Source organism: Microbulbifer maximicatervae (SeqCode), from assembly GCF_052468155.1.
In genome coordinates this window covers 3,392,926-3,415,391 of record NZ_CP174335.1, presented here as the reverse complement: position 1 = coordinate 3,415,391, position 22,466 = coordinate 3,392,926, and the positions used below count along the sequence as shown (strand labels likewise).

Below are 22,466 nucleotides of genomic sequence, written 5' to 3'. Positions count from 1 at the left end.
CCTTATCAAGTCTCACCGCCTGAGGCGGTGGTTTACCTATTTGTTAATTAAATGGTCCCACGGCATACGCCGTAGAACCATCAACCATTTATTAATTTTACAGCCAAATTCAATATCGATTTTTACTTTAAAACTCATTCTTTATCGCTCTCAAACTCAACCATGAACTCAACCAAATCAATAGCCGGCTTAAAACTATCAAAAATATTTATTGGTGTTTGAACCACTCCAGCATATACGGCTTTACCAAAAATTCCGGCATCAAATTTACTCGAATAAGTTGTCCATGCATGTGTCACATCAACTGCAGGCACAAATGGAATCATTGCATTTTTCTTATTAATTACATTTGGAACTCCAAAAGACACCCCTATTTTCAGTGAGTTCGCGCTACCTATCTGCTTCGCACCTTTCTTCTGTTGAATCATAGCGTGCTCCCATCCAAAAATTGGGTCTACAGGAACTTGCCTTGTCCGCAGAATAGAGCTGAATATACCTTTTGCGCCTTTCCCCCAAGTACTTTTGGATGCATCCCATTCAGTGCTAATAATGGTTGATTCTCCACCCTCCATGGCATATTCGGGGTAATCCACATCCGCAACAGTAGCAACCAATTGAGCTCCACCTTCAATCACCATCGAATTTAATGCTGCTCCAGATTCCCAGCCGGATGAGTAGAATAATTGCCCCGCTGAGTCCAAACCTACAAGTGAAAATTTACTACCAGCAAACGGCCCATATTGCAAATCTCCGGTCAGACCAATGCTCCCTGATCCTGGCTTATTATAATCATTCAGCCAGCCATCAAAATCATGCATTACTTCTTTAGACCATAAGAGTGCAGAGTCTAGTAAACTCGGCTCGACTGTGGGTAGACCAGTGCCGATACCTTGGTCAAGGTGCTTCTCTGCAGAGGATATTCCTACATTTTCGAAAATGATATTCTCTACACTACCCACCAACGCCTCTCCATAATCCACCTCATCCATTGGCGCTGGGCAGAAACCTATCTCCGTACGCTGATTATTAAGGGACTCTGCAACTACTTCGACACGGCTATCGGTCTCGGCCGTGTGCACAGCGGCGGGTTGGGATTGCAAGACGAGTTGCGTTTCGGTTTTAGTTTGCTGGGCCGTTTGAGCTACCTCGACAGCGTGCTGAGGCGTAGGCTCTGTTGCTTGGCCGACAGCCCTATCAGCAACGGGCTCAACGGCGATCGGCGATTGGCGCACCGGTGCAGACAGGGCGTATCCCAGGTGGGAAACCGCAGCATTTTGTGCCACTGACGCGAAGCTGAATTTCTGATCCCATACGCTTGCATTTAGCGCTTCATTAATAGAAGTGGATAGAAGTGTCTTGGTCAGCTGCCAACCATCAGAGGCCTGGGTTAAGAAGTCCTCGGCATTATTCAGGTTTGCAGTGCTGTAAGTACGTTCCGCATAGCTCGTCTCATACTCAAAGCTTCCTTCCATCCCTCCTTGAATTGCACCATTAACCCCTGCAACGGCCACCGCGCCCCAGTTAAAGCTGTGCTGATCACCGAATGCCATATTGACTCCCTGATCAACTACATTGGTTGTAATCGCAGAGCCAACGGTGTTGGAGCTGAAGAAGTCAGACGTACCAGCAACGGCACTCTCACTGCCAGCGAGGCTTTCCAGCCCATACATTACTCCAGCAGTCGCCATTGCTGTGACGCCGGCCTGAGCAACCCCACTCCAGTCGAAGCCACTCTGTAAACCAACAGCCATGCTGGCCACCTGCGTGGTAGCAGCAACGGCGGCTCCAGCGGCAAAGGCACCCACCGCTCCGGCAACGAAAGCAGTAGCACCAGCACCAGCAAGTGCACCCGATACCATACCCATCACCCAAGGCCCCAGATACATCGAGGCCACCACAGCAACCACCAGTACAACTACCTGGGCCAAACCACAACCATCGGAATCAACCGGTGGTGGTGGCGGTACATCTGGCAGGGTTGGGCTGATATCGCCCAGCTGTAGACTGCCGTCTACAGGACGGAAAGTGTCGGCATTGTTATGGATATTGGTGACTACGTTGGGCAGTTCCAGGCGCTGTCCCCGGGTCAGTACTTCATCCCCACGCAGACCGTTGGCATCCGCCAGCAGGTACCACAGACTGGAGTCTCCCCAAATCGTGGCCGCAATAGTTTGCAGGCTTTCACCGCCCTGGGCCTCGTAACTGGTATAGCTGGCGGCCGGGTAACTGGGATTGATCGGCTGGAAGTTCTGGTCAAAGTCTGCCGATTGCACCGCCTGTACATGGTCGCCGTTGTCGTTTAGGTGGCGGTTGCCGCTACCGTCAGTTTCCGCCAGCGCTTTCACATAGTCATAGCGGCTCGGTACCCGGTCATTACCCACATCCCCCACGGCGTGGCCATTGAAGTAATAGAAGTGACGCATCTCGCGACCGAGTGTAGTTTCCCCGCTATCGCGAATCTCTTCGCGCACCAGAGTGCGGCCCTCTTTATCGGTTACGTAAGCCCTGGCACTTTCATTGGCCACATCGTAGACCCGGCGTATATGGCCGTTGCTGTCATAGGTATAGTAGGCCTCACCGCTCTCCCACTGGGCGCGCTGCTCCGGGGTGAGATCAGCGTTATCGGCGTTGATCACTACCGACTTAGTTTTGTAGGTATCCCACTTCTCGTAACTGTTGTGCAAGGTGGTGACCGTGGGCGCCGCACCGCCTTCGGGATATGCCCTGGTAATCGAGGTATCCACTGTTGCGCCATCACCGAGGAAGGTGTTGCGCATCCGCGTAACCTCATCGGTCGCCCGACCGCTGTCGTCATAGCGGGTCGTCTGGTAACCCAACAGGGTGCCATCGGCATTGTGATGATTCTCGGTCACACTAAACAGGGTGCCATCCGAGTCATACTCGTAAGAGGCGGTCACCTGCCCTGCATGGTTATTGACTCGTTGGGCGCGCAAGACAAAGCCGCTGCCCTGGTCGATATGTACGGTGGTGACACGGCCATTGGCATCGTAGGCGTACTGCTCGCGAATGCTGCCATCACTGGCGCGCACAGCTTGATAACGCTGATCCAGGCCGTTGTAACTGATCGCGGTTCCACTCTCTCCCATCACTATCTGGCCGTCCTGGAATTCGCCCAGGGTCAGGGTAAAGCGGTTGTTCTTGTCGTAGGTGTAATAGAACGATTGGGTTTCCCCTTCGATAGTGCCGTCTAAGTTATCCACATAGCGGCCGTTGTAAACACTGCTGACACTGCGGCGATTACTAAAGGCATCGAAGGTGTAGTCGATCTGGTAGGCATTTCCGTATTCGTCGTAGCCCTCAATGCTGACAATACGGCCCTGCTCATCGTATTCAGCGTTGCTGTGCTGATACACCACGCGTCCGTTGTTGTTATACAAGTCGTTAGAGCGGTAATAGAGCTCACCGGTGCGGTTGCCCGCCTTGTCATAGCGATACTCGGTCACCGCCGGCGCCACCGTATCCCCGACTGCGGCCTGATCCCCATCGACCAGGCCGTTGTTGCCGTAGTCGAAGGTGCGGAACAGGTTGCCGTTGTGGTAATAGGTGTAGCGAATATCCTGGCTGTTCCGGTCCTCCCACAGGGCGTCGCCGCTCATACCGGTATTGCCTGTCTGACGCGACAGCCAGCCGGCATAGTTATAGGAGTATTCGATGCGGTGGCCACCTAAGTCGTCGTGCCAGACCGCTTTGCCAAAGTAGTCGCTGACATCAGTAATCACGTCTTCGCGGGAGCTCTGGCTCCAATTGACCGCGACGGTACCGCCCATACCGGCTCTGGCCACCGAGGTGATATAGCCCCCCAGGCGCACCTGGATGGCGTCGTCCTGGGCCTGCTCGCCGCTGGCGGCGAGCACACTGCGCGTAACATAGTCACTCCAGGCGTAGGCGTAATCGGTCACCTGGCCGCTGTAACTTGTGTACTCCAATACCCGGCCGAGACCGTCGTAGCGATAGGTCTCCTGTCCAACTGTGCCGCTGGCACTGGCATCGCCCGTATTGTCAAAGCTGGAATTGAGCACATAGCGGGTGTCGCCGTAGAGGGCGTTGCGATGGCGGATGCGATTGCCAAACTCGTCGTAGTCCCACTCATCGTAGTAGGCGGAGGCGCCGTAGTTGTAGTCGATCGCCCGGCTGCTGTCCTGGAAGCGATTCATCCGCACCAGCTGGTTATTGGCGTCGTAGTGGTAGGCCACCTGATAGTAGAGCGCACCGGTACCGCTGCCGCGCTCGCCGGCCCGGTAGGCCAGTTGGCTGGTCCCCTTGAGGTTGCCGGCCTGGTCGAAGGCCTGGGTATCGTAGTCTCCCACCGCGTCCTGGCTGGCAACCAACAAGCCCGCAGCATAGTCCTGCAAGCTCACCTGCTCGTGCTTGATGTTGTAGTTGTCGACAGCGGTGCGGGTGGCGCTGCTGGCGCCTGCGGCGGCTTGCGCAGCCACTTTTTCCATCACCGTCTCGCCGTAAGCGTTAACGCCGTACACAGTGGCGGTGTGGGCGCGGAAATGGGTCATCTGCTCCGTGTAGACATCCGCCTCTGGTTTCAACTCCTGCACCACATTGCCGCGCTTGTCGTACTGGTACAGGGTGGCATTGCCATTGTTGTCGATAGAGGCCACGGTTTCGCCAAAGGCGTTATAACTAGCGTGGTGGGCAATCAGTGTCTCGTCATTGGCGGCACCAGTCAGTTGCAAAGCAATATTGCGGACTGCCTGGCGGTTATACATGCCCACCAGGGAGTAGAACACCGAGCTATTCGCGTCACCATCGGAACTCGCACTGCGGGTATAAGTATTTGTGTCAACAGTTTTCAGCACCTCGTTGGTGATATTGCTCACCGAGCCGCCACTGTCGTTATTAAATTGGCCTTTGGCGTGATTGAGCAAGGTCCCGGTCTGGTTGTTGCCGCTGTAGGCCCAGAGCTCGAAGTCGAGAGCGGTAGCACTGTTGTCCATATCTGAAGTGTCGACATAAACCCAATCCTGCCCGGTAGGTACATCGACCTTCCTCGTCTCGCCATCGGCCGCAAACGTGATGGACTCAGTGCCCGGCGGCAAAGCGTAGACCTTGACGCGTTCAGGCGAGGTATAAGTCGCACCACCGTCGCCGGCGTAATGCCCCCAGCTCTGGCCGTTAGTCTTCATAGACACGGAGATGGCAGGGTTTGGCCGGCTCTCTGTAACCGCTCGGTAGAAACCGGCAGCGATCGTAAAAGTGCCATTACCGGTGACGATAACCGTTGCCGAATTGCCACCTATGGATAGATTCAGCTCAGCGCCTGTCGCATCCCGCAACCCCGAGACCGTAAAAGTGATCTCAGCCTGCATGTCGTACATTCTGAGATCACCGTTGCCAGTCGGCTCAGAACCCAGAACAACACTTTGCACCGAGTCATAGGTAACCGACACGTCACCATAAGCCTCTACCTGCCCCGGGTAACTGGCAGCGACGCTGCCCGGAGGCAGTCCATAGGTTGTCTCATTGGTAGCTAGCGAGTCGGCGTAACGCAAGTCGATATCTTTACCTCCACCCCGTCTTGAGGATTTATAACCCGCCGACAGCCAGAAGGTATTTACCTCCGGCAGATGTTCCAGGCCCACACCCTCCCCCGGAAGGCCAATACTGCCCTCTTGGGTAGTGGCGCCGTTGCTATAGAGGTTCACCGCGTGCAGCACCAGGCCATCTGGGGACAGGAAAGTCAGCGACAGCGAGTGCACCCCGGGCGCGAGAGCAATTTCCATGCCGTCGCTCCAGTCGTACTGGGTGTTATCCATTACCACTGCGCCCTCGGCATTCTTTGCCAGCACCTGCACCTTGGCGGTGCTGCCAAAAACATCGGCTACATCCGCGCTGGTGAGGCTGAGGGTGTTATCTGCCAGGGTCCAATCCAGGCTGGGCATCAGCGCCAGGGGGTTATTCTGAGCGTCATCCAGGATATCAGCGGCCTCATCATCGCCGGCCTGAAGGAAATTACTGGTGACGTTGTAGTTGTAATCACGAGTAGTAATCACTACTTCGCGCCAGCCGTACTCGACGCCATCGTGGGATAGCGGTACCAAAATATGCAACTGCTCAATTTCTTCGTAGTGAGTAGTCTCCACGGTGATCGTGCGACCGCTGTCGAGAGTTACCTCGCGGCTGGTAACATACTCATGGAAAGTCCGCTCCAGGTACCCCTGACGAGCTTGTTTATTTGTGTCGTCTAAAAGAAATTCATCACTATCGAGTAAACCGCTAAGGCCCTGCCGCTGCTCAGTGGTAAGGTCCAGCTCCTCAAGGCGAAGCCTGTCATCATTCTCACTTAAATAAGTGAGTTCATCGGAGTGCTCCACCCAAGACCGCGAGCTGTCCACCGCCTCGGCATCACCGGGGTTGCTGGTGTAACCGCGCCCCTCATCGTCGACAAAATGAATATTGTAGTAACGTTCGGTTGCCATCGGCCGTTCAGGGGGAAGACTCATTTCATGACTGGCAGCCACAGTGGTGCTTGCCGGCATGTCCCCGCTGCCCAGGTCCACCCACACGGAGCTACTACTGGATTGGGTGGTCTCCCGATTGCGGACACCTACGGTCGGTACACTGCCACTGCTCTCGCCATAGCTAACCTCGTTTTGGGTTTCGCTGCCGTCGTTGTCGACATTCCACCCCACATCCAGGTTCGGGTTGTCATCCGGGGTATCCAGCGGTGCCTCCACTACGGTGATCAGCTGATCTTCCTGGTCGTAAAGGCTGTATTTCCACTGGGTCTCACTCTGGGTGGTCTCGTTCAGCGCCTGCTGCACGGTGGTGACATCTTCCAGACCATCGTTATTGATGGCGGAGATTTCCAGCGTGGTGTTGCCGTTTTGGTCATACAAGTAGATGCGCGGGGTGCCATTGCCGCTGTTGGTTTTAAACAGGCGACCCAGCTCGTCGTAGACAAAGTACTCCTGGTACTGGTGCTCTGCGAAGCCTATGCGGTTGGCGGTGTTGATACCCTTGCCAACAATCTGCCCGTGGGTGTTGTAGGCGATATCGTGCTGCACCAGACCGCCACCTACGGCCTGGTCGGCACTGCTCACTCGGGCGGTCTCGCGGCCCTGGGCGTCGTATTGCACCCAGGTCACCACCTGGGCCTGTTGGTTGTCGATATCGGTTTGGTAGCTGGTCTGGTAGACCGCATGGCCGAAGGCATCGAAGACAAACTCCGTGGTGCCTTGGTAGTTGGCATCGCCGCGATTCTCCCGCGCATCGCGAGTCTCGGTGCGCACGCCCAGGGCGTTGTAGCGGTGGCTGGTCACCTGGTCGCCGTCGTTGTGCACTGTCTCTGCGGTGCGGTTGCCATACAGGTCATAGTGATAACTCACCGTGGCGCGCACGCGGTCGCCGCTGTAGTTGGTGTACTCCGCGCCCTGAGTTTGTGCCTGCTGGCCGAGGGCGTTGTAAGACACACTCTCCGTGCGGCTGTCGCTGGCATTTTCATCCCCGTCGTAGCGCACCGCAGTGTCTTGCAGGCCGGTTTCGTTATAGCCGTAGCGGGTCACCAAATCGCTGCTTACCTGGCTGCGACTCAGGGCGGTGCCCGAGTTGCTGATACGGGAGAAGGATTCGCCTTTGAGGCGCTCCTCCAATAGCAAGCCGCGGCCGCTGTAGACATACTCGGTGGTGCGCAGCTCTTCGTCATATTCCTCAGAAGTGAGGTTGGCAATCAAACCATCGCGATTGTCATTGTAAAGAGACTCCAGCCAGGCGTGGCGCGCCTCATTGTCGGCGGGGGCCCCGAGGCCATCAAAGTTGAGGGCCATGGCATAGCGGGTTTGCGCGATTACTTGGCCGAGACCATCGTAAACAGATTCAGTGACATAGCCGAGGCGGTCTACCATCAGCACTTGGTTGCCGGCGGCATCAAAGAGGGCAAAGCTGGGTTGGTCTTTGCCGTCGATCTGGATAATGCTGTTGCCATTGGCATCGTAACTTACCTGATACCCCTGGGTGCTGCCGTGGCTGAAGCCCTCTTGCAGCTCGCCCTGGTCACCGCTGGTGGAATCCGGGTCGACCAGGTTGTTGAGGTCAAAGAAGATGCCCTCGTCGCTTTCCGTTCTCACCAACAGGTTGTTGGCGTTGTAGTAGAAGTGCGTGCTGCGCCCGGTGGTAAGTTCGTGATCCTGTAGCGCCAGGGCATCGTGGCGCCAGTGCCCGGAGGCACTGTCGAGATCCAGTGCGGCTGCACTGCCGTCCCAGGTGCTGCCGTCGATGTGCAGGCGCTGGTCGTAGCGGACCTCCGTGGTGAGGTTCCCGGCGGCGGTATACACGTTAAACGTGAGGCCGCCATCGGCATCCAAAACCAGTACCTGCTGATCCAGGCGGTTGTAAACCGAGGCGACAGCTTGGATCTGGCCGTGCTGGGTGCCGGAGACACTGCCGTCGCTGTTGAGTGCGGCTCCACTCAGGCCGCGCTGGCCTTCGTAGACCTGGCGGCCCAGGGCGTCGTAGCGCACTTCGGTAACCTGGCGCAGGGTGACCTGGCCGATCGCGCCATCAAAGTCCGGGGTGCTCAATGCACTGTTGCTGGCAGCGGCAAACTCCGGTCCGATAGAGGTGATCATCCGGCTGCGGTGGTCGTAAGCCATCTCGGTGGTGCGCAGACCCTGGGAATCGGTTTTCTCACTGGCGGCACTCACATCCCAGTAGCGCCCCTGAGTCATCTCCACCCGGTCAAAGGCGTTGTAGACATATTCGGTAATGGCGCGCACTTCTCTTGTCGCGGTGCTGTGGGCGCTCAGCGCTGCGGCAAACTGCGGTCCAGTTTCCTGGGTAATGCGCCCCTGGGCATCAAACTGGTAGTCGGTGCGGGCGCCGAGGGCGTCGATGGCCGCAGTGCGGTTGCCGGCGGCGTCGTATTCATAGCGGGTCTCACTGGCGATTGCCTGGGACGCAATCAAGTCGTAACCGTATTGCGTCGTCGAAAGTAGCTGACCCCGGTTGTCATAACTGTTGGTGATATAGCGGTCGCGCACCACATCCTGTTTGCCACTGAGCAGTGCGTCGAGTGCGGCGGCATCCAGTGCGGCAATATCCACATCGCCAGCAAGCTTCTCGGCGTAGCTGCGCACCGCCGTGGCTTGGCCAAAGGCGTCGTATTCATAGGTCGTTACGCCGCCATTGGGCAATACCTGGTGGGTGAGACGATTGTTGGCATCGTAGATAAAAATGCCGACATTGCCGTTGGGGTCGGTGGTGGCGACGATATTGCCAAAGGCATCGAGTACCGAGTGGGTACTGCCACCGCGGGCATCCACCTCAGCCACTTTGCGCCCCAGTTGGTCGTGCTCCTGGGCGCTGACATAGATCTCGCCTCTCGGGCTGACCAGGGTCGCCAACTCATCGAAGTGGTTGTAGCTGAAGTAGGTCGTGGCGATGCGCTCGTGCCGACCGAGATCAGCTTCACCGAGGGTGGCGCGATTGGCAATGGTGTCACTCTCGGCGTCCGGCAGACCCGCAGTCTCCTCTACCAGCCGCCCCAGGGCGTCGAAGCCGCGGTAGGTCACCCGCTGCTCGGGCAGTCCCTTGGCCTCGATCGTGAGCCAGGTTTCACCGAAGGCGGTGTAGCGCTGTTCAGTAATCACATCGGCGCTGTCAATGGTGAGGACCACTTCACCACGGGCCGAATAGGTGTAGCGGGTCGAGCGATCCTGGGCGTGTGCCAGGGCACCGGTATCGATACTACTGGGTTCGCTATTCAGCGGGATCGCCTGGCTGTAATGGGTCTCGGTCAGCACCTGGCCCAGGGCGTCGTAGTTCCAGGTGGACAGATAGCCCTGTGAGCCATTGCGCGGTACCAGTTGATGGGTCAGTCGACCGGCGGCATCGTAGCTGAGGTAGGACTTGTAGCCGAGCTGATCGGTGATCTCAGTGCGGTTGCCCAGAGCGTCGTAGCCGTAGTACTCGGTAAAGCTGCTGAGTCCGCTGCCATTCCAAACTTGCTCAGTGATGCTGGTTTTGCGTCCAGCGCTGTCGTACTGGGTAACGAACACTTGGTCGGTGGCGCTGCTGCTACCAATAGACAGGTCTCCAGCGCGCAAGCTACCCCAATCGGCGACAGCGGGTACGCTAATTCGGTTGGCATAGCGGATAACCGTCTCGCGGTTATCGCTGTCGCTATAGCGAGTCTCGGTCACATAACCGAGGCTGTCGACACTGTGGGTGCGGCGCCCGCTGGCATCGTAAATAAAGAGGCTGCGGCGATTGTTCGCGGCATTGGGGTCCAGGTCTGCGGTGGTCTCACTGGCCAGGGCAATGGCCCGGGCGTAGGTGATCTCTCCGGCCACTTCGCCACGGGCGGTGTACAGGGTCTCGGTCACATAAGCGTACTGGGCCCCATCCCGCTCAAAGACCTGCAAGCGGTGGGTCTGGCGACCGGCGGCGTCGTATTGGTAGCGGGTCTCCCGATCCAGGCTGGTATCGCGCACCAGGTCGTCGACACTCTCGGTAGACGGATTGATTTTGTGCGCATAGCGGATCTCCGCACTGACGCGCCCGGCAACATCGTAGCGGGTCTCGCTCACCTGACCCAGTGAGTCAATGGTGTAGGTGAGCTGGCCGTCGCCATTGTAGATATAGCGGGTGCTGCGCTGGGCCACGCCACTGTCGAGCAGTGCGGCAATCGCCTCGGGGGCGGCGCCACTGGCGATGTTCGCCGGCAGGTCTGCGCTGTCTAGGAACGCGCCGTACTGCACCTTGCCAACCAATTCGCCGGCCGCGTTGTACTGGCTCTGCACCAGGGTGTACTGCGGGTTGTCCGGGTTGCCACTGGCGGAGAGGGTGTATACCGCGCGGCCTTCGGCGTCGTATACCGTATAGCTGGTATGGCCGAGGGCATTGGTCACGGCGGTGCGATTGCCATCCCGGTCGTACTGGTAGTGAGTTGCGATGGCCAGCCCATCCGGGTCGACCGTTTCACTTTGCACTCGTCCCAGTTCGTCGTAACTGTACACTCGGGTGCGGGTGTAACTGGCGGTGCCCGCCACGCCGCCGCTGAGATAACCCTCGCGCATCTGCAACAGGTTGCCCTGGCCGTCGTAGTCAAACTCAGTGAGCAGGTTGAGGCCCGAGTTATCGCTGCTGGCATCCACGATCACCCGCACCACGCGGCCGTTGTGATCGAATTCCGTGCGAGTCATGCTGCCATTGGCATCCACCGTCTCTTCAAAGCGGTGGCCGTAGCGTTGGGTCGTGGTGAGGTTGAGTCCACCCACATCCTCGGTGCGGGTCAATACCCGCCCCTGGGGGTCGTAACGTATCTCGGTGCGCACGCCGCGCTCATCCAAAGTGGCGGTGAGCTGACCTGCAGCGTCGTATTCACTGCGACGCGCCTCACCCAGCCCATTCTCGGTACTGACCAAGTTGCCCTGGGTGTCGTACTCATAGCGCGCCTGGCGGTGCCAGCTGCCATTGGCGTAAAGGGAGACCTCGAGGGTTTCACCGTGAATGGTAAACAGCGTTTCGGTGTGCACCCCCTGTGGAGTGGTCATTTTCTGTGAACGGCGCACATCGTCATAGCTATAAATAGTGGTGCGATTGAGCGCGTCGGTGCGGGTCAGGACGCGGCCGTAGGCGTCATAGCTCAGCTGGGTGCTCTGCCCCAGCGCATCGCGCTCCTCGACCACCTGCCCCAGGCGATCATAGAAATACGCGCGCTGGTTGCCCCGCGCATCCGCAGTCGCCTGTACCTGGCCGAAGGCGTTGTACTCACTGCTCGTGGTCACCGCCGTATAGGCGCCGTAACTCAGGTGCGTACTACTGGTCAGCACTTCACCGCGGCGGCTATAACTGAAGTCCGTCTGCGCAAAGCGGCTGTTGGCCCGGTCGATGGCCTGGCTGAGGTGGGTGCGCTCGCCGAAGGCGTTGTAGGTAGAGGTGCTGGTAAAACCCTCGCCGTCTGTGCTGCTCATCAGCAGGCCGCGCTGGTTGTACTCGCTGCTGGTGACGGTGTCCCCATCACTGGCGAGCCCCTCGACCAAGCTGTCCAACTGCGCTGCATTGCCATTCAGGTTCAAGCTGTGCAGCAGGCTGTCGCTGAGGCGATTGGCGTACTGACGGCTGCGGGTCAGCTCGCCAAACACACTGTAAGCCAGCTGGCTGACCTGCCACTCCAGGGTCTCCGAGCCCGGTTTGAACACCGGCGCAATGGTATATTTCAGTTGCCCGTCTTCGGTGTAGGCATAATAGGTGGTGTAACCGTTGGCATCGGTACTGGACAAGCGCCGCCCGGCGGCATCGTAGCTGTACCCTTTGACCTGCCGCCCCAGGTGATCCCACTCACCGGTCACCCGTCCGTGTACATCGTACTCCCAGTGGGCGTCGCGAGCGGCGCTGTCATTGGCGCTAAAGGTCGCATCGCCCTGGTAGTTGTCCAGGTAATTATCCAGGATCGAGCCGGAAGTTATCGCGAGACCACTGCGGCTGCTCTGCAGCTGGCCGTCGGCGGTATAGGTGAAGTGACTGGTATTGCCGTAGACGTCGGTGCTGTGGGTCACCTGGTTGCGGCTGTCGTAGCGCCACTCGCTCACCTGGTCGTCATCACTGCTGACCAGGCGCCCAGTGGTCTCGGTGGTAACTTCCAGGGTGCCGATACGACCGCTGCCGCGCACCAGGAACACGCCGATATTGAGCAGCTCCACATCCGGGTCCAGGGAGGCCAGATCCGCCTGTAAATCTCGCTCGAAGGCGTGCCAGTTGCCATCCAGGTAGCTGGCATCCAGGGGGAACTGGTAGTAGGGAGTTCCCGAGGAGGAGTAATAGATCCCCGGGCTGGTCACCTGCGAGCTGTACTCGATAAAGGCATAACCCTTCGAGGTCTCCACCGAAAAGAAGATCCGGCTGGGGGCACTGAGGTTCATCTCGAGACGCACACTGGCACTACCCTCGATATTCCACTGCTCGTGCGCCGCGTTCTTATACAGTTTGAAGCCGTCGTTAGTGCCCGAACCGGAAAGCTCCACCACTTCCCGCTGCATACGAATATCGTACACCTTCTCTATCGTGGCACTGCCGGAGTTCTGGGCGTAGATATCCCAACTACCCAGATCCAAATTGTCTTCGTTAAAACGGTGTTGGATAAAATTGAGGCCCTTGAGGGTGAGGCGCGAAGCATCGCCGTTCACCGCATCGAGTGCGTTGTCGAGGCCGTTGAGTGCGCTGGCGTAACGAATGGTTTTAACCCGGTTGCCGGCGACATCGTACTGGTGCTCGGAGAGGTAACCCTCTGCATCAATCTCGGCAACTTCGCGACCCTGGGCGTCGTAAATCCAGTAGCTGGTGCGGTCATTCTGCGCGTCCACCACCGGGCGCAGGGTCTTCAGGGTACCGCTGTTCAGCCAGTGTGCGCTCTCGCTATAGCTGGCCACCCGGTTGGCATAGCGGGTGGTTGCCACCAGCTGGCCTGCGCGATTGTAGCGATACTCAGTGAGATAGCCCTCCTGGTCCAGTGTGCCGCTGACCCGTCCCGCCTCATCGTAAAAAGTGCGGCTGATACGGGCATCGGCCAGGTCCACTCCACTGGCCGTGGCGCTGAGATATTGGGTATAGCTGTCGCCGGGAGCGAGGGTAAAGCGGCCCTCGCCGCTCTTGCTCACAGCAACACCATCCACATCCAGGGTGTAAGACAGGCGGTATTCGTAGACACCGCTGCCATAAAAGTCCTTGTCCAGCTCCACCGTGCCATTTTCTGCATCCACCGGCAGAGTGACCCACTCACCCTCGGGCAGTGAGCGAATGGATAGCTCCATCCCACTGGCGCTGTAGGACGGGTCCAGGGCCAGGGTTAGACGGGGGTTTTCCACCATTTGCAGCTGCCGCCCCACCTGCTGTTGGAAGGGGTCATCCACCAGGCTGGTGCCATCGTTGTAGTAACGGGTCACCTGCACGGTGTAATCGCCGTCGGGCAGCGTGGCGCCCATCAGCAGGTTGAGGCGGCCGGCAAAGGAGCCATCGCGCAGGGTGGCGGGATCAATCCAGGTTTGCACGGGGGCGCCGATGGCCGTGCCGGTGGCATTGTCGATCACCACCGCCTCCATATAGGCGATCGCCGCCGCCTCCTCGGCACTCAGGTAGCCCTCAACGGCATAGCCCTCCGCAGTGCTGCGGTGGTAGGTGGGCATTTCCCAGGTGGCCGGGGTAATACCGCTGTCGTTGGCGGCGAAAGTCCCAGACAAACTGCGCAGCAGGCGATCGTTGTCTCCGTAGCGATTGCTGTCCAGGCGATTAGTACCAATCTCAATGGTGCCGATACGGCCGCTGCCGCGCACCAGGAAAGCATCCACAGACTCCAGCTCAACACCTGCATCCAACTGCGCGATATCCGCGCGGATATCCCGCTCAAAGGTATGCCAGTTGCCGTCTAGGTACTCCGCCCCCAGGGGAAGCTTATAATAGGTTATGCCGCCGCCGCTAACGTACATTTCGGGAGCGGAAATATCCGAGCGATACTCGACATAGGCGGAGCCCGCTGAGGTCTCTATGCGGTAGTAAAGTACGGCGGGAGCACTCAGGTTGATCTGGGCACTCACCGTACTGGCATCAGTAACCCCAAAACCCTGGTCAAGGGTGTTGCTATAGAGCCTGAAGCCATCATCGATTCCCTGAGCGGAAATCTCGACCACCTCCCGCTGTAAATAGCTGTCGTAAACCGTACCGAGCGCCGCCGTTTCCGAACTATTACTGTAAATATCCCAGTGGTCCAGATTGAGGTTGTCGGCGCTGTTGTAGGTGTAACCGACATAGTCGGTAACACCATCCCGGTAAGTGACAACCCGATACTCGTAATCGCCGCTGAGATCACTCCCCAGGTTAGCGCTGAAGTGGTCTCCGTTTTGCTGCACGGCCACCCGCTGCCAGGGATTTTCGCCACTGACAGGGGTATCGGTCGTAATTTCTACGGTGCCGATACGGCCGTTGCCACGCAGAGTAAATTCGCGGAAAGCCTGTATTTCTTCAGTGGGGTCCAAATAGGCAATATCGGCGAGGATATCCCGTTCGAAGGTGTGCCAGTTGCCATCCAGGTATTTATCATCAAGGGGGAAGGTATAATAAATATAGCCGGAAACCACTTGAATATAGGGTTCTGTGGCTTCTGAATCGTACTTGGCATAGGCGATACCGCTGGCGGCCTTACTGCTGTCCAGCTTGTAGTAAATTCGATATTCACCTTCACCAGCATATTGCATCTCAACGCTGGCATTGACCCCATCGGCAATATCCCAAGAATCCCTATCGGCATTTTTACTGAGCGAAAAGGCATTATTGGCACTATCACCGGAAGTCTCCACCACCTTGCGCTGTAACTGGGTGTCGTACACCTCCGTCACGGTGGCTCCCGCCGGGCTAGAGTCAGAAACCCGCCACTGTTTCATATCTAGGTTATCGCCGTTGTTATAGGAGTGACGTACAACATCGCTCCCCCCAACCCGGCGGTACTCCAGGTAGGTGACTTCATCGGCTTCACCGAGGGTAATCGCACCGATACGGCCACTGCCGCGCACCAGGAAACGATCGACCTCTAACAACTCAACATCCGGGGCCAAAGTAGCGAGATCCTGGCGCAAGTCACGCTCGAAAGCATGCCAGTTGCCATCCAGGTATTGGCTGTCTAGAGGGAGGTTATAATAAATAGTCCCCGATTCAGAAACTTCAATAAAAGGACTGGAGATAAAGGGGTTATATTTTAAGTAGGCGCCCCCCCCCGAAGTCTCAACCCAAAAATATAAGTAAGTATCCCCCTGCAAGTTAACTTCAATACGGGCCTGAGCGCTGTCACTAATATTCCATGCTTCGTGCGCGGCATTTTTATGTAACTTAAACCCATTACTTGTCCCCGTACCGGAGAAAGCGACGACATCCCGCTGCAAGAACTCATCGTAAACCCGATCAATGGTTGCACCGGCTGGAGTGCTGTCGTAAATCTCCCAGCTATTAACATCCAGGTTTTCACCGCTATTCAATACATGGCGAGGAATATTGAGCCCACCTGACTGAGCGGAAAAAACCGAGTCAATTTCTACAGTGCCGATACGGCCACTGCCGCGCACCAATAACTTATCAATAGCCTGAATATATTCATTTGCATCGAGGGAATTGACATCCGCACGGATATCCCGCTCAAAGGTGTGCCAGTTACCATCTAAGTACTGATCTTCCAATGGAAATTTATAATAAATTGTACCGCTAGAAGATACCGCAGCTTCAGGTTCTGTAATCCCAGAGTGATATGTCGCATAGGCAACCCCATTGCTAGCAAGACTACTACCTAACTTGTAAAAGAGAGCAAGGTCTCCTTCACCTGAGTGTTGGATCTCTGTGCGAACCACACCACCATCGGTAATATTCCAACTTTCTCCAGCCGCATTTTTACTCAGGTCAAAACGGTTATCCGTACCATTGCCTGAGAATTCCACTACCGAACGCTGTAATTGTGGGTCATAAACTTGTGTGAGCGTAGCTCCAGCAGGATCATTATCACCTACCTGCCATTGTCCCAAGTCGAAATTATCAGCCGTGTTATAACGGTAGCGGGAAAAACTCTGTGCGCTCAGCCCCGCATCGGACCAATTGACAATATCTACCCGACCGATACGACCACTACCGCGCACAAGAAGGTTATTAATACTTTGTATTTGTTCATCGGGGTCCAGAGAGGCCACATCCGCAACAATATCCCGCTCAAAGGTATGCCAGTTGCCATCCCGGTACTGGGCCTCCAAAGGGAAGTTATAAAAGATCGAACCGCTGGTAGCGCTTATCGATATAGAGGGACTGCTAACGCTTGAGGAATAGGAGACATAGGCAACCCCGTTGCTTGCCTTACTACTAGTCACTGTATAATAGAGGCGCGTATGCTCTTCACTGGAAAATTGAATTTCAGTGCGAACCACGCGGCCATCGGTAATATTCCAGGAATCCCCGGCTTCATTTATTCCCAGTTTAAATCCATTATCTGTACCAGTGCCGGATACCTCCACCACCGAACGCTGCAACTGCGAGTCATAAACTTGTGTAACAGTCGCCCCTGCGGGACTAGCGTCATAGACACTCCAGTGATTGATATTAAAACTATCCTCACTGTTAAAGGTATGACGGGAGTAACTGTGGGAACTCAGATTGGGGTCAGACCAGTGTATCACCCGGTCTTGGGCCGGTTGCTCACCGATCTCGACAGTAAAGGGCTCTTTGCCGACGGTGCTGTCATCGTCGTAATACAGGGTTAAGGTGACACGATAAGCCTGGCCCGGGGGCAAGTCACTGCCGACCGATAAATTTACTTCGCCATTATAACTGCCATACAACTGGGGCCAGGTCTCTGCACTGGAGATCAACTGGTTATTTTGATCGCGCACTTCGGCAACGATTTTTTGCAAGGCCGGACTGGAACCGATTGCCACCGGGTAACCAATAATCCCTACCCCCGTGTCTTCCTGTAGAGAAACGGTGGTGTACTGGAAATCAAAATCACTGGTTTTCGCAACCCCTTTATCTACGGTGAGTGTCGGATCGCCAATCGTTTGCTTTACTGTTTGCCCGTCTTTCTCGTAGCGAATTCGGAAATGGTAGTTCCCCTCAGTGATACTACCCTCATCCACATCGCCGAGTACGACTTTTAAATCGCTCCCTTCGTCATTGACCAAGACACTGCGCCAGTCGCCGGGGCTATGTTCATATTCAAAAATAACACTGGTGCCCTCGGGGCGCGAACTCGCGGGCCAGCGGAATTCGGTGGGGTGATACTCAGTTTGATCCCCTATCTCGTAGTCAAAAGTATTCGTGTCGATTTCATCTCCACTCAAATCATAAGTGGTGACTTCTACTTCATAGCGACCATTCTCCAGCTCACCGTCTTCGGACAGGTTAAGAAAACCGCTAAAGGTACCATCATTTTCTTCAACCCAAGCCACATAATCTGCGGGAACAGCGGTGCTACTGGATACTAGATCGCCACTGACCTTATCCCGCACTCGCACCTCAGTACGCTTAATTGTCGCGGCATCATTACGAGTAAAGTAGTCGGCAACACCTGAAGCGTTTGTCTGAGTGATATAACGGGTGGAGTAAAACTCAAAATCAGCATCCACAGAGCTGTTATTATCGGAAGTACCACTTTTATTAATTCTAAAAGTATCGTACGCAGTTTTTATGACCTGTCCACCATTGGAGTATTCGATCTTAAAATCATAATAACCATTGTCCAGCTCTGCACTGATAGAGGACTCGTAGTACTTACTTCCTTCCTGCTCAACTGGTGAAGCACCCTCAGGTATCCAGCTAGCACTACTATCTCCCTGACGTCGGTAATAGAATTTTACAGCTCCACTGCCACTTTCATCATCCAGTTCATCCGATGGCCACCAATCCCAACGAATTTTAGTTGGATCATAAAAGTGCTGGGTGCCCTGTTCGTAGGTAAATGTATCCGTATCAGATGAATCATCTGTTTTAGTAATTGTTAGCGTCACCGTGTAAACCCCATCGGGGAGTTCATTACCGATACTCAAATTTACCCAGCCATTCCACGAGGACATATCTTGTGGGTAGGTATAAGTTGTTTCTATATCCCCCGTCACCCAATTTACGGACTCTGCTTTTATTTGCTTAATGTCTGTCCTGGTCGAATAACCGGTTAAAGCTGAAGAATTGGATACAAATTCCGTCTTCGCCTTAAAGCTGGTCGATTTTACCTGATTGGAACTACCCCCTCCGGTAAACGTGCCATTAGCTTCCTGTTTCAGCCTACTACTCGAAGAGAGCTGTATTTCATCCTGCTCCAAACTAGTATCCGAGATATCCGCCGCGTAATACTGTATTTTAAAGTGAACGTCACCACTGGGGTGGTAGTCTAGAATGACCGTGTTATTGTTGCCACTAGAGCTGATAGTACTACTTATCCAAGAGATACCCGATTTAAATTTAAAGGTGGTAGAGTTCCCTCGGCCAGTAGTAGGGTCATCCCATTTAATACGAGAGCCAACATTAACGTCTTTTGTCTGCGCAGCGTGGTCTTTGTATTTCCACATTACATAGCCCGGTTCACCGGGAACGCCATCGCGGTTACTCTTTCGCCACTCTTCTAAACTGACTTTAACCCGATAGTCACCAAAGGGCAGGTTGTCCCCATAGAACTTTGTTAAATCTGCAGAACCGTCATATATGCTATTCGAATAATTATATTCAAAGGTCCGCTCATAGCCCGAAGGTAACCCGGTACCATTAATTCCTGTTACTGTAACTTTCACAGTAAAGAATGCAAATAGGTCTCCGGTTCCACTAGTTGAATTTGGTTTTGCAGTTACTGAAGAAAAAGTTCCCGCAGTTAATTTGGTGCTACTCGATGTGGACTCAACTGCACTGCTTTGAGGTTCGATCGTCACATTTTTGCTTTGAGTCACTGCGCCGTCAACATTGCGCACCGCAGTGCTGGAAAAAGCCATCCCGGCCGGAGGTTCAGCCGCGCGGCTTGTATGGTTGTTGTAAATATCAACTCTGCGATTTTCAATAACCGTATATTCCTCGGCCACAATCGCGCTGCTGGCATAGGTATAGGGCTGTACCGGTGCACGGGTATAGGCGGTGGTAATTGCGCTGCCACTGACCGATTCTGTCTGGGTATTTTCCACTCGCTGGTAAACAGTGCCGTACAACGTGTAATCGTTACGGGCGGTGCGCGTGCTGGGACTGCTGTCCAGGTCGACACTGCCTATATAACTGGCGGTGTCGCGCTGGTTAAACCCTGGACTATCTGCCTGGGCATAGCTCTGCACCGGCTCCACCCAGTGAGTGGCACTGCGGCTGGCAACTGTGAGACTGGCATCGTTGGAGGCATATTTTGCCTCTAGCGAATCCGTCGTTTCTGCAGCGGGGTCTTCAATATAAAGATTATATCGGGTGCTGCTCAGCACCTCGCCCTGGGCGGTGTACAGGGTTTCACTCAGGTAGCCCTCTGCATCGACAAAGAAGCGCACCCGGTCGGCATCATCATAGTATTGATAAGTGGCGCGGTCGGCGCTGCTATTGGCCGCCGGACGCAAATCCTCCAGGCTGACACTCTCCTCAATACCGACCAGGGCATCGCCGTCTTTAATCAGCAGGCTCTGCAACTGGGTGCCACTCACCGGGGTGCTGTAGTGCGTGGTTTGTATTTGCCGCCCCTCGGCATCGTAGTGGAATTCCGTAATTGCGCCCGAGGCACTGATCACCGCCACCATCTGTCCTTTATCATCGTAAAGGCTGTGGCTGACGGCTCCGGCGGCATCCTGAGTGGCCCGAATGCGCCCGAGGTGATCGTAGAAATACTGGACCTTACCCTGAGCGCTGAGACCGTCGTGGGTATCGTGATAGACCTCACTGATCAGGCTGCCGTTGGTGGCGTAGCTGCGGGTTACCTGTAAACCATTGGCATCGGTACTGATAATCTGCGACTGGGCGTCGTTGTAAATGCTGGTGCTGGTGTAGCCCTGGGCATCGGTACTGCTGAGCACGCGACCGAGCCCGTCGTAGACATAGCTGGTTTTATAACTGGTTGAGCTCTCACCAGTGCCGCGGGGGTCCACGGTGTGCAGCAGTTGGCCACGGGCATCATAAACGGTATAGCTGGTGGATTCAGTACCATCGAGAACGCCGTCCCCATTCACATCCACGGTACTGTAATCAGTAACGCTATAGACCTGACCGCGGAAGTCCAAACGGGTATCGCTTCTGCGCGTGGCATTCTCTAGTTCGCTACTGAGTATGTCCGCCTGGGTTTCCTGTGCCCAGGTATTCAGGGCACTGAGACTAAAATCGATATCGTAACTGACGCTTGCCTGGGTGTAGGTATCCACCAAGAACTGATCAAAGTAGCCGTGGTGCAAGTAGGTGATACTGCTGATAGTGCGCGCGGTAGCGGTTGCGTCGTCGTAGCGGGTCTCTTGTACTGTGCCGTCGTGGCCTACCACATAGCGCAGGCGCTGCATGTCGTCGTAAACATAGTGGGTTACCCGGGGGTCTGCTGGCATTTCCTCGCCATCGCCATCGGGGTCCGGTTGCAAGTAGACCGTTTCCTTAATCAGCTGGTTATAACTGTCGTATTCCCGCTCGAGCGTATTGCCCTGCCCGTCGCGCAGCAGGGTTTGATTGCCGCGACTGTCATATTCGTAAACCGTGGTATTGCCGCTGTGATCAGTTTTTGAGGTTAAATTACCTTCATCGTCATAACTGTACTGGGTACTCTCGCGCACGCCATTTTGGTCTGCAGGGGCTTTTAATTCGATAACCCGTCCGGCGCCATCAAAAACCAATTCCGTTTGCGGCCCAATCCAGCTGCTGGCATCGGATTCGGGGTTAACCACTTGAGTAATTTTGGTGGTGTTATTTTCCAGGTCATAGCTATAGGTGGTGATACGCCGATCGCTGCCATCCAACTCTTCTGCAAGACCGGAGTTAGAGTGGCGACCACTGCGCACTTCACTGACCCGATAATCTCCCAGGCCGTCGACATCGACGTACATAAACACCATGTAGCTGCCATCGCTTTGCTCAATCGTGTGAACGCGATTACTGCTGCCGTCATAGGTGTATTCGGTACGGTATACATTGCCATCGGCAATGCTGTTATCTTGTGGGGTTAAGTCAACGGTTACTGAGTCCAGCCGCCCCTGACTGTCGTAGCTGTAATACAGCCGCTGCTGAGCAGCGCCATCGGTGCTAACACTAACACCGGTAACTTTACTGCCGCTGTAGCTAATGGTGAAACTCTGCCCAGCCGCATCGGTGATGCTATCGACCAAGCCGCTGCTGTTATGACCAAAAACCAGTTGCCGGCCCTCGGCATCCACGCGGGCCACCATTTTCCATTCGCCATTAACCTGACCGTATACTTCTTCACTGCGACTTGAGCCCTCACGCCAGACCCATTGATTGCTGCCACTGTCATAAATGATTTGGTCGTGGGCACCGGCGCCGTCACTTGAAACATAGGCCTGTTGATGGGCATCAAACTGGTAAATTGTTTCTGAGCCATCACCACCGATACGGGTAACCTGGCTACCCGTCTGCCCGGGACTGCCAATCAGGTTGATCAGCTGGTTGGAAAAATTGAAGCGAAAACCGTCGTTGTTATCACCATCCATCTGCCCTTGGCTGTTGTAGGTGCGCAACATGGACAAGTCGAGGCCAGCTGCCGCTACAAATTCATCCTGTTGGCGCAAAACCAGGTTGCCGGTTGAGGCGTTCACATAAACAGACTCACGCCCCTGACCAAAACTCGCTGAACCGATACCGGTCTTTGTACTATTGAAAAGACCCAGTACGTCTCCGCTGATAATAGCAACCATAGAGATTCCCCAAAAACTATTCCATTTGACTCTGTCGCGGCATCTACCACTGTGGGCCACTTTATCCGCGTCGCTTTAAATACATATCCATCAGATTGGGGGAATCGTGCAGATATT

The 22,466-nt window shown here is 55.4% G+C and carries 1 protein-coding gene; it reads right to left on the bottom strand.

The window, feature by feature from the left end:
* Positions 1-134: 134 nt before the first annotated feature.
* Positions 135-22,349, bottom strand: a complete 22,215-nt coding sequence (locus ACJJIY_RS14655; protein WP_445358180.1) for a hypothetical protein — start codon at positions 22,347-22,349, stop codon at positions 135-137.
* Between the last annotated feature and the right edge of the window lie 117 nt (positions 22,350-22,466).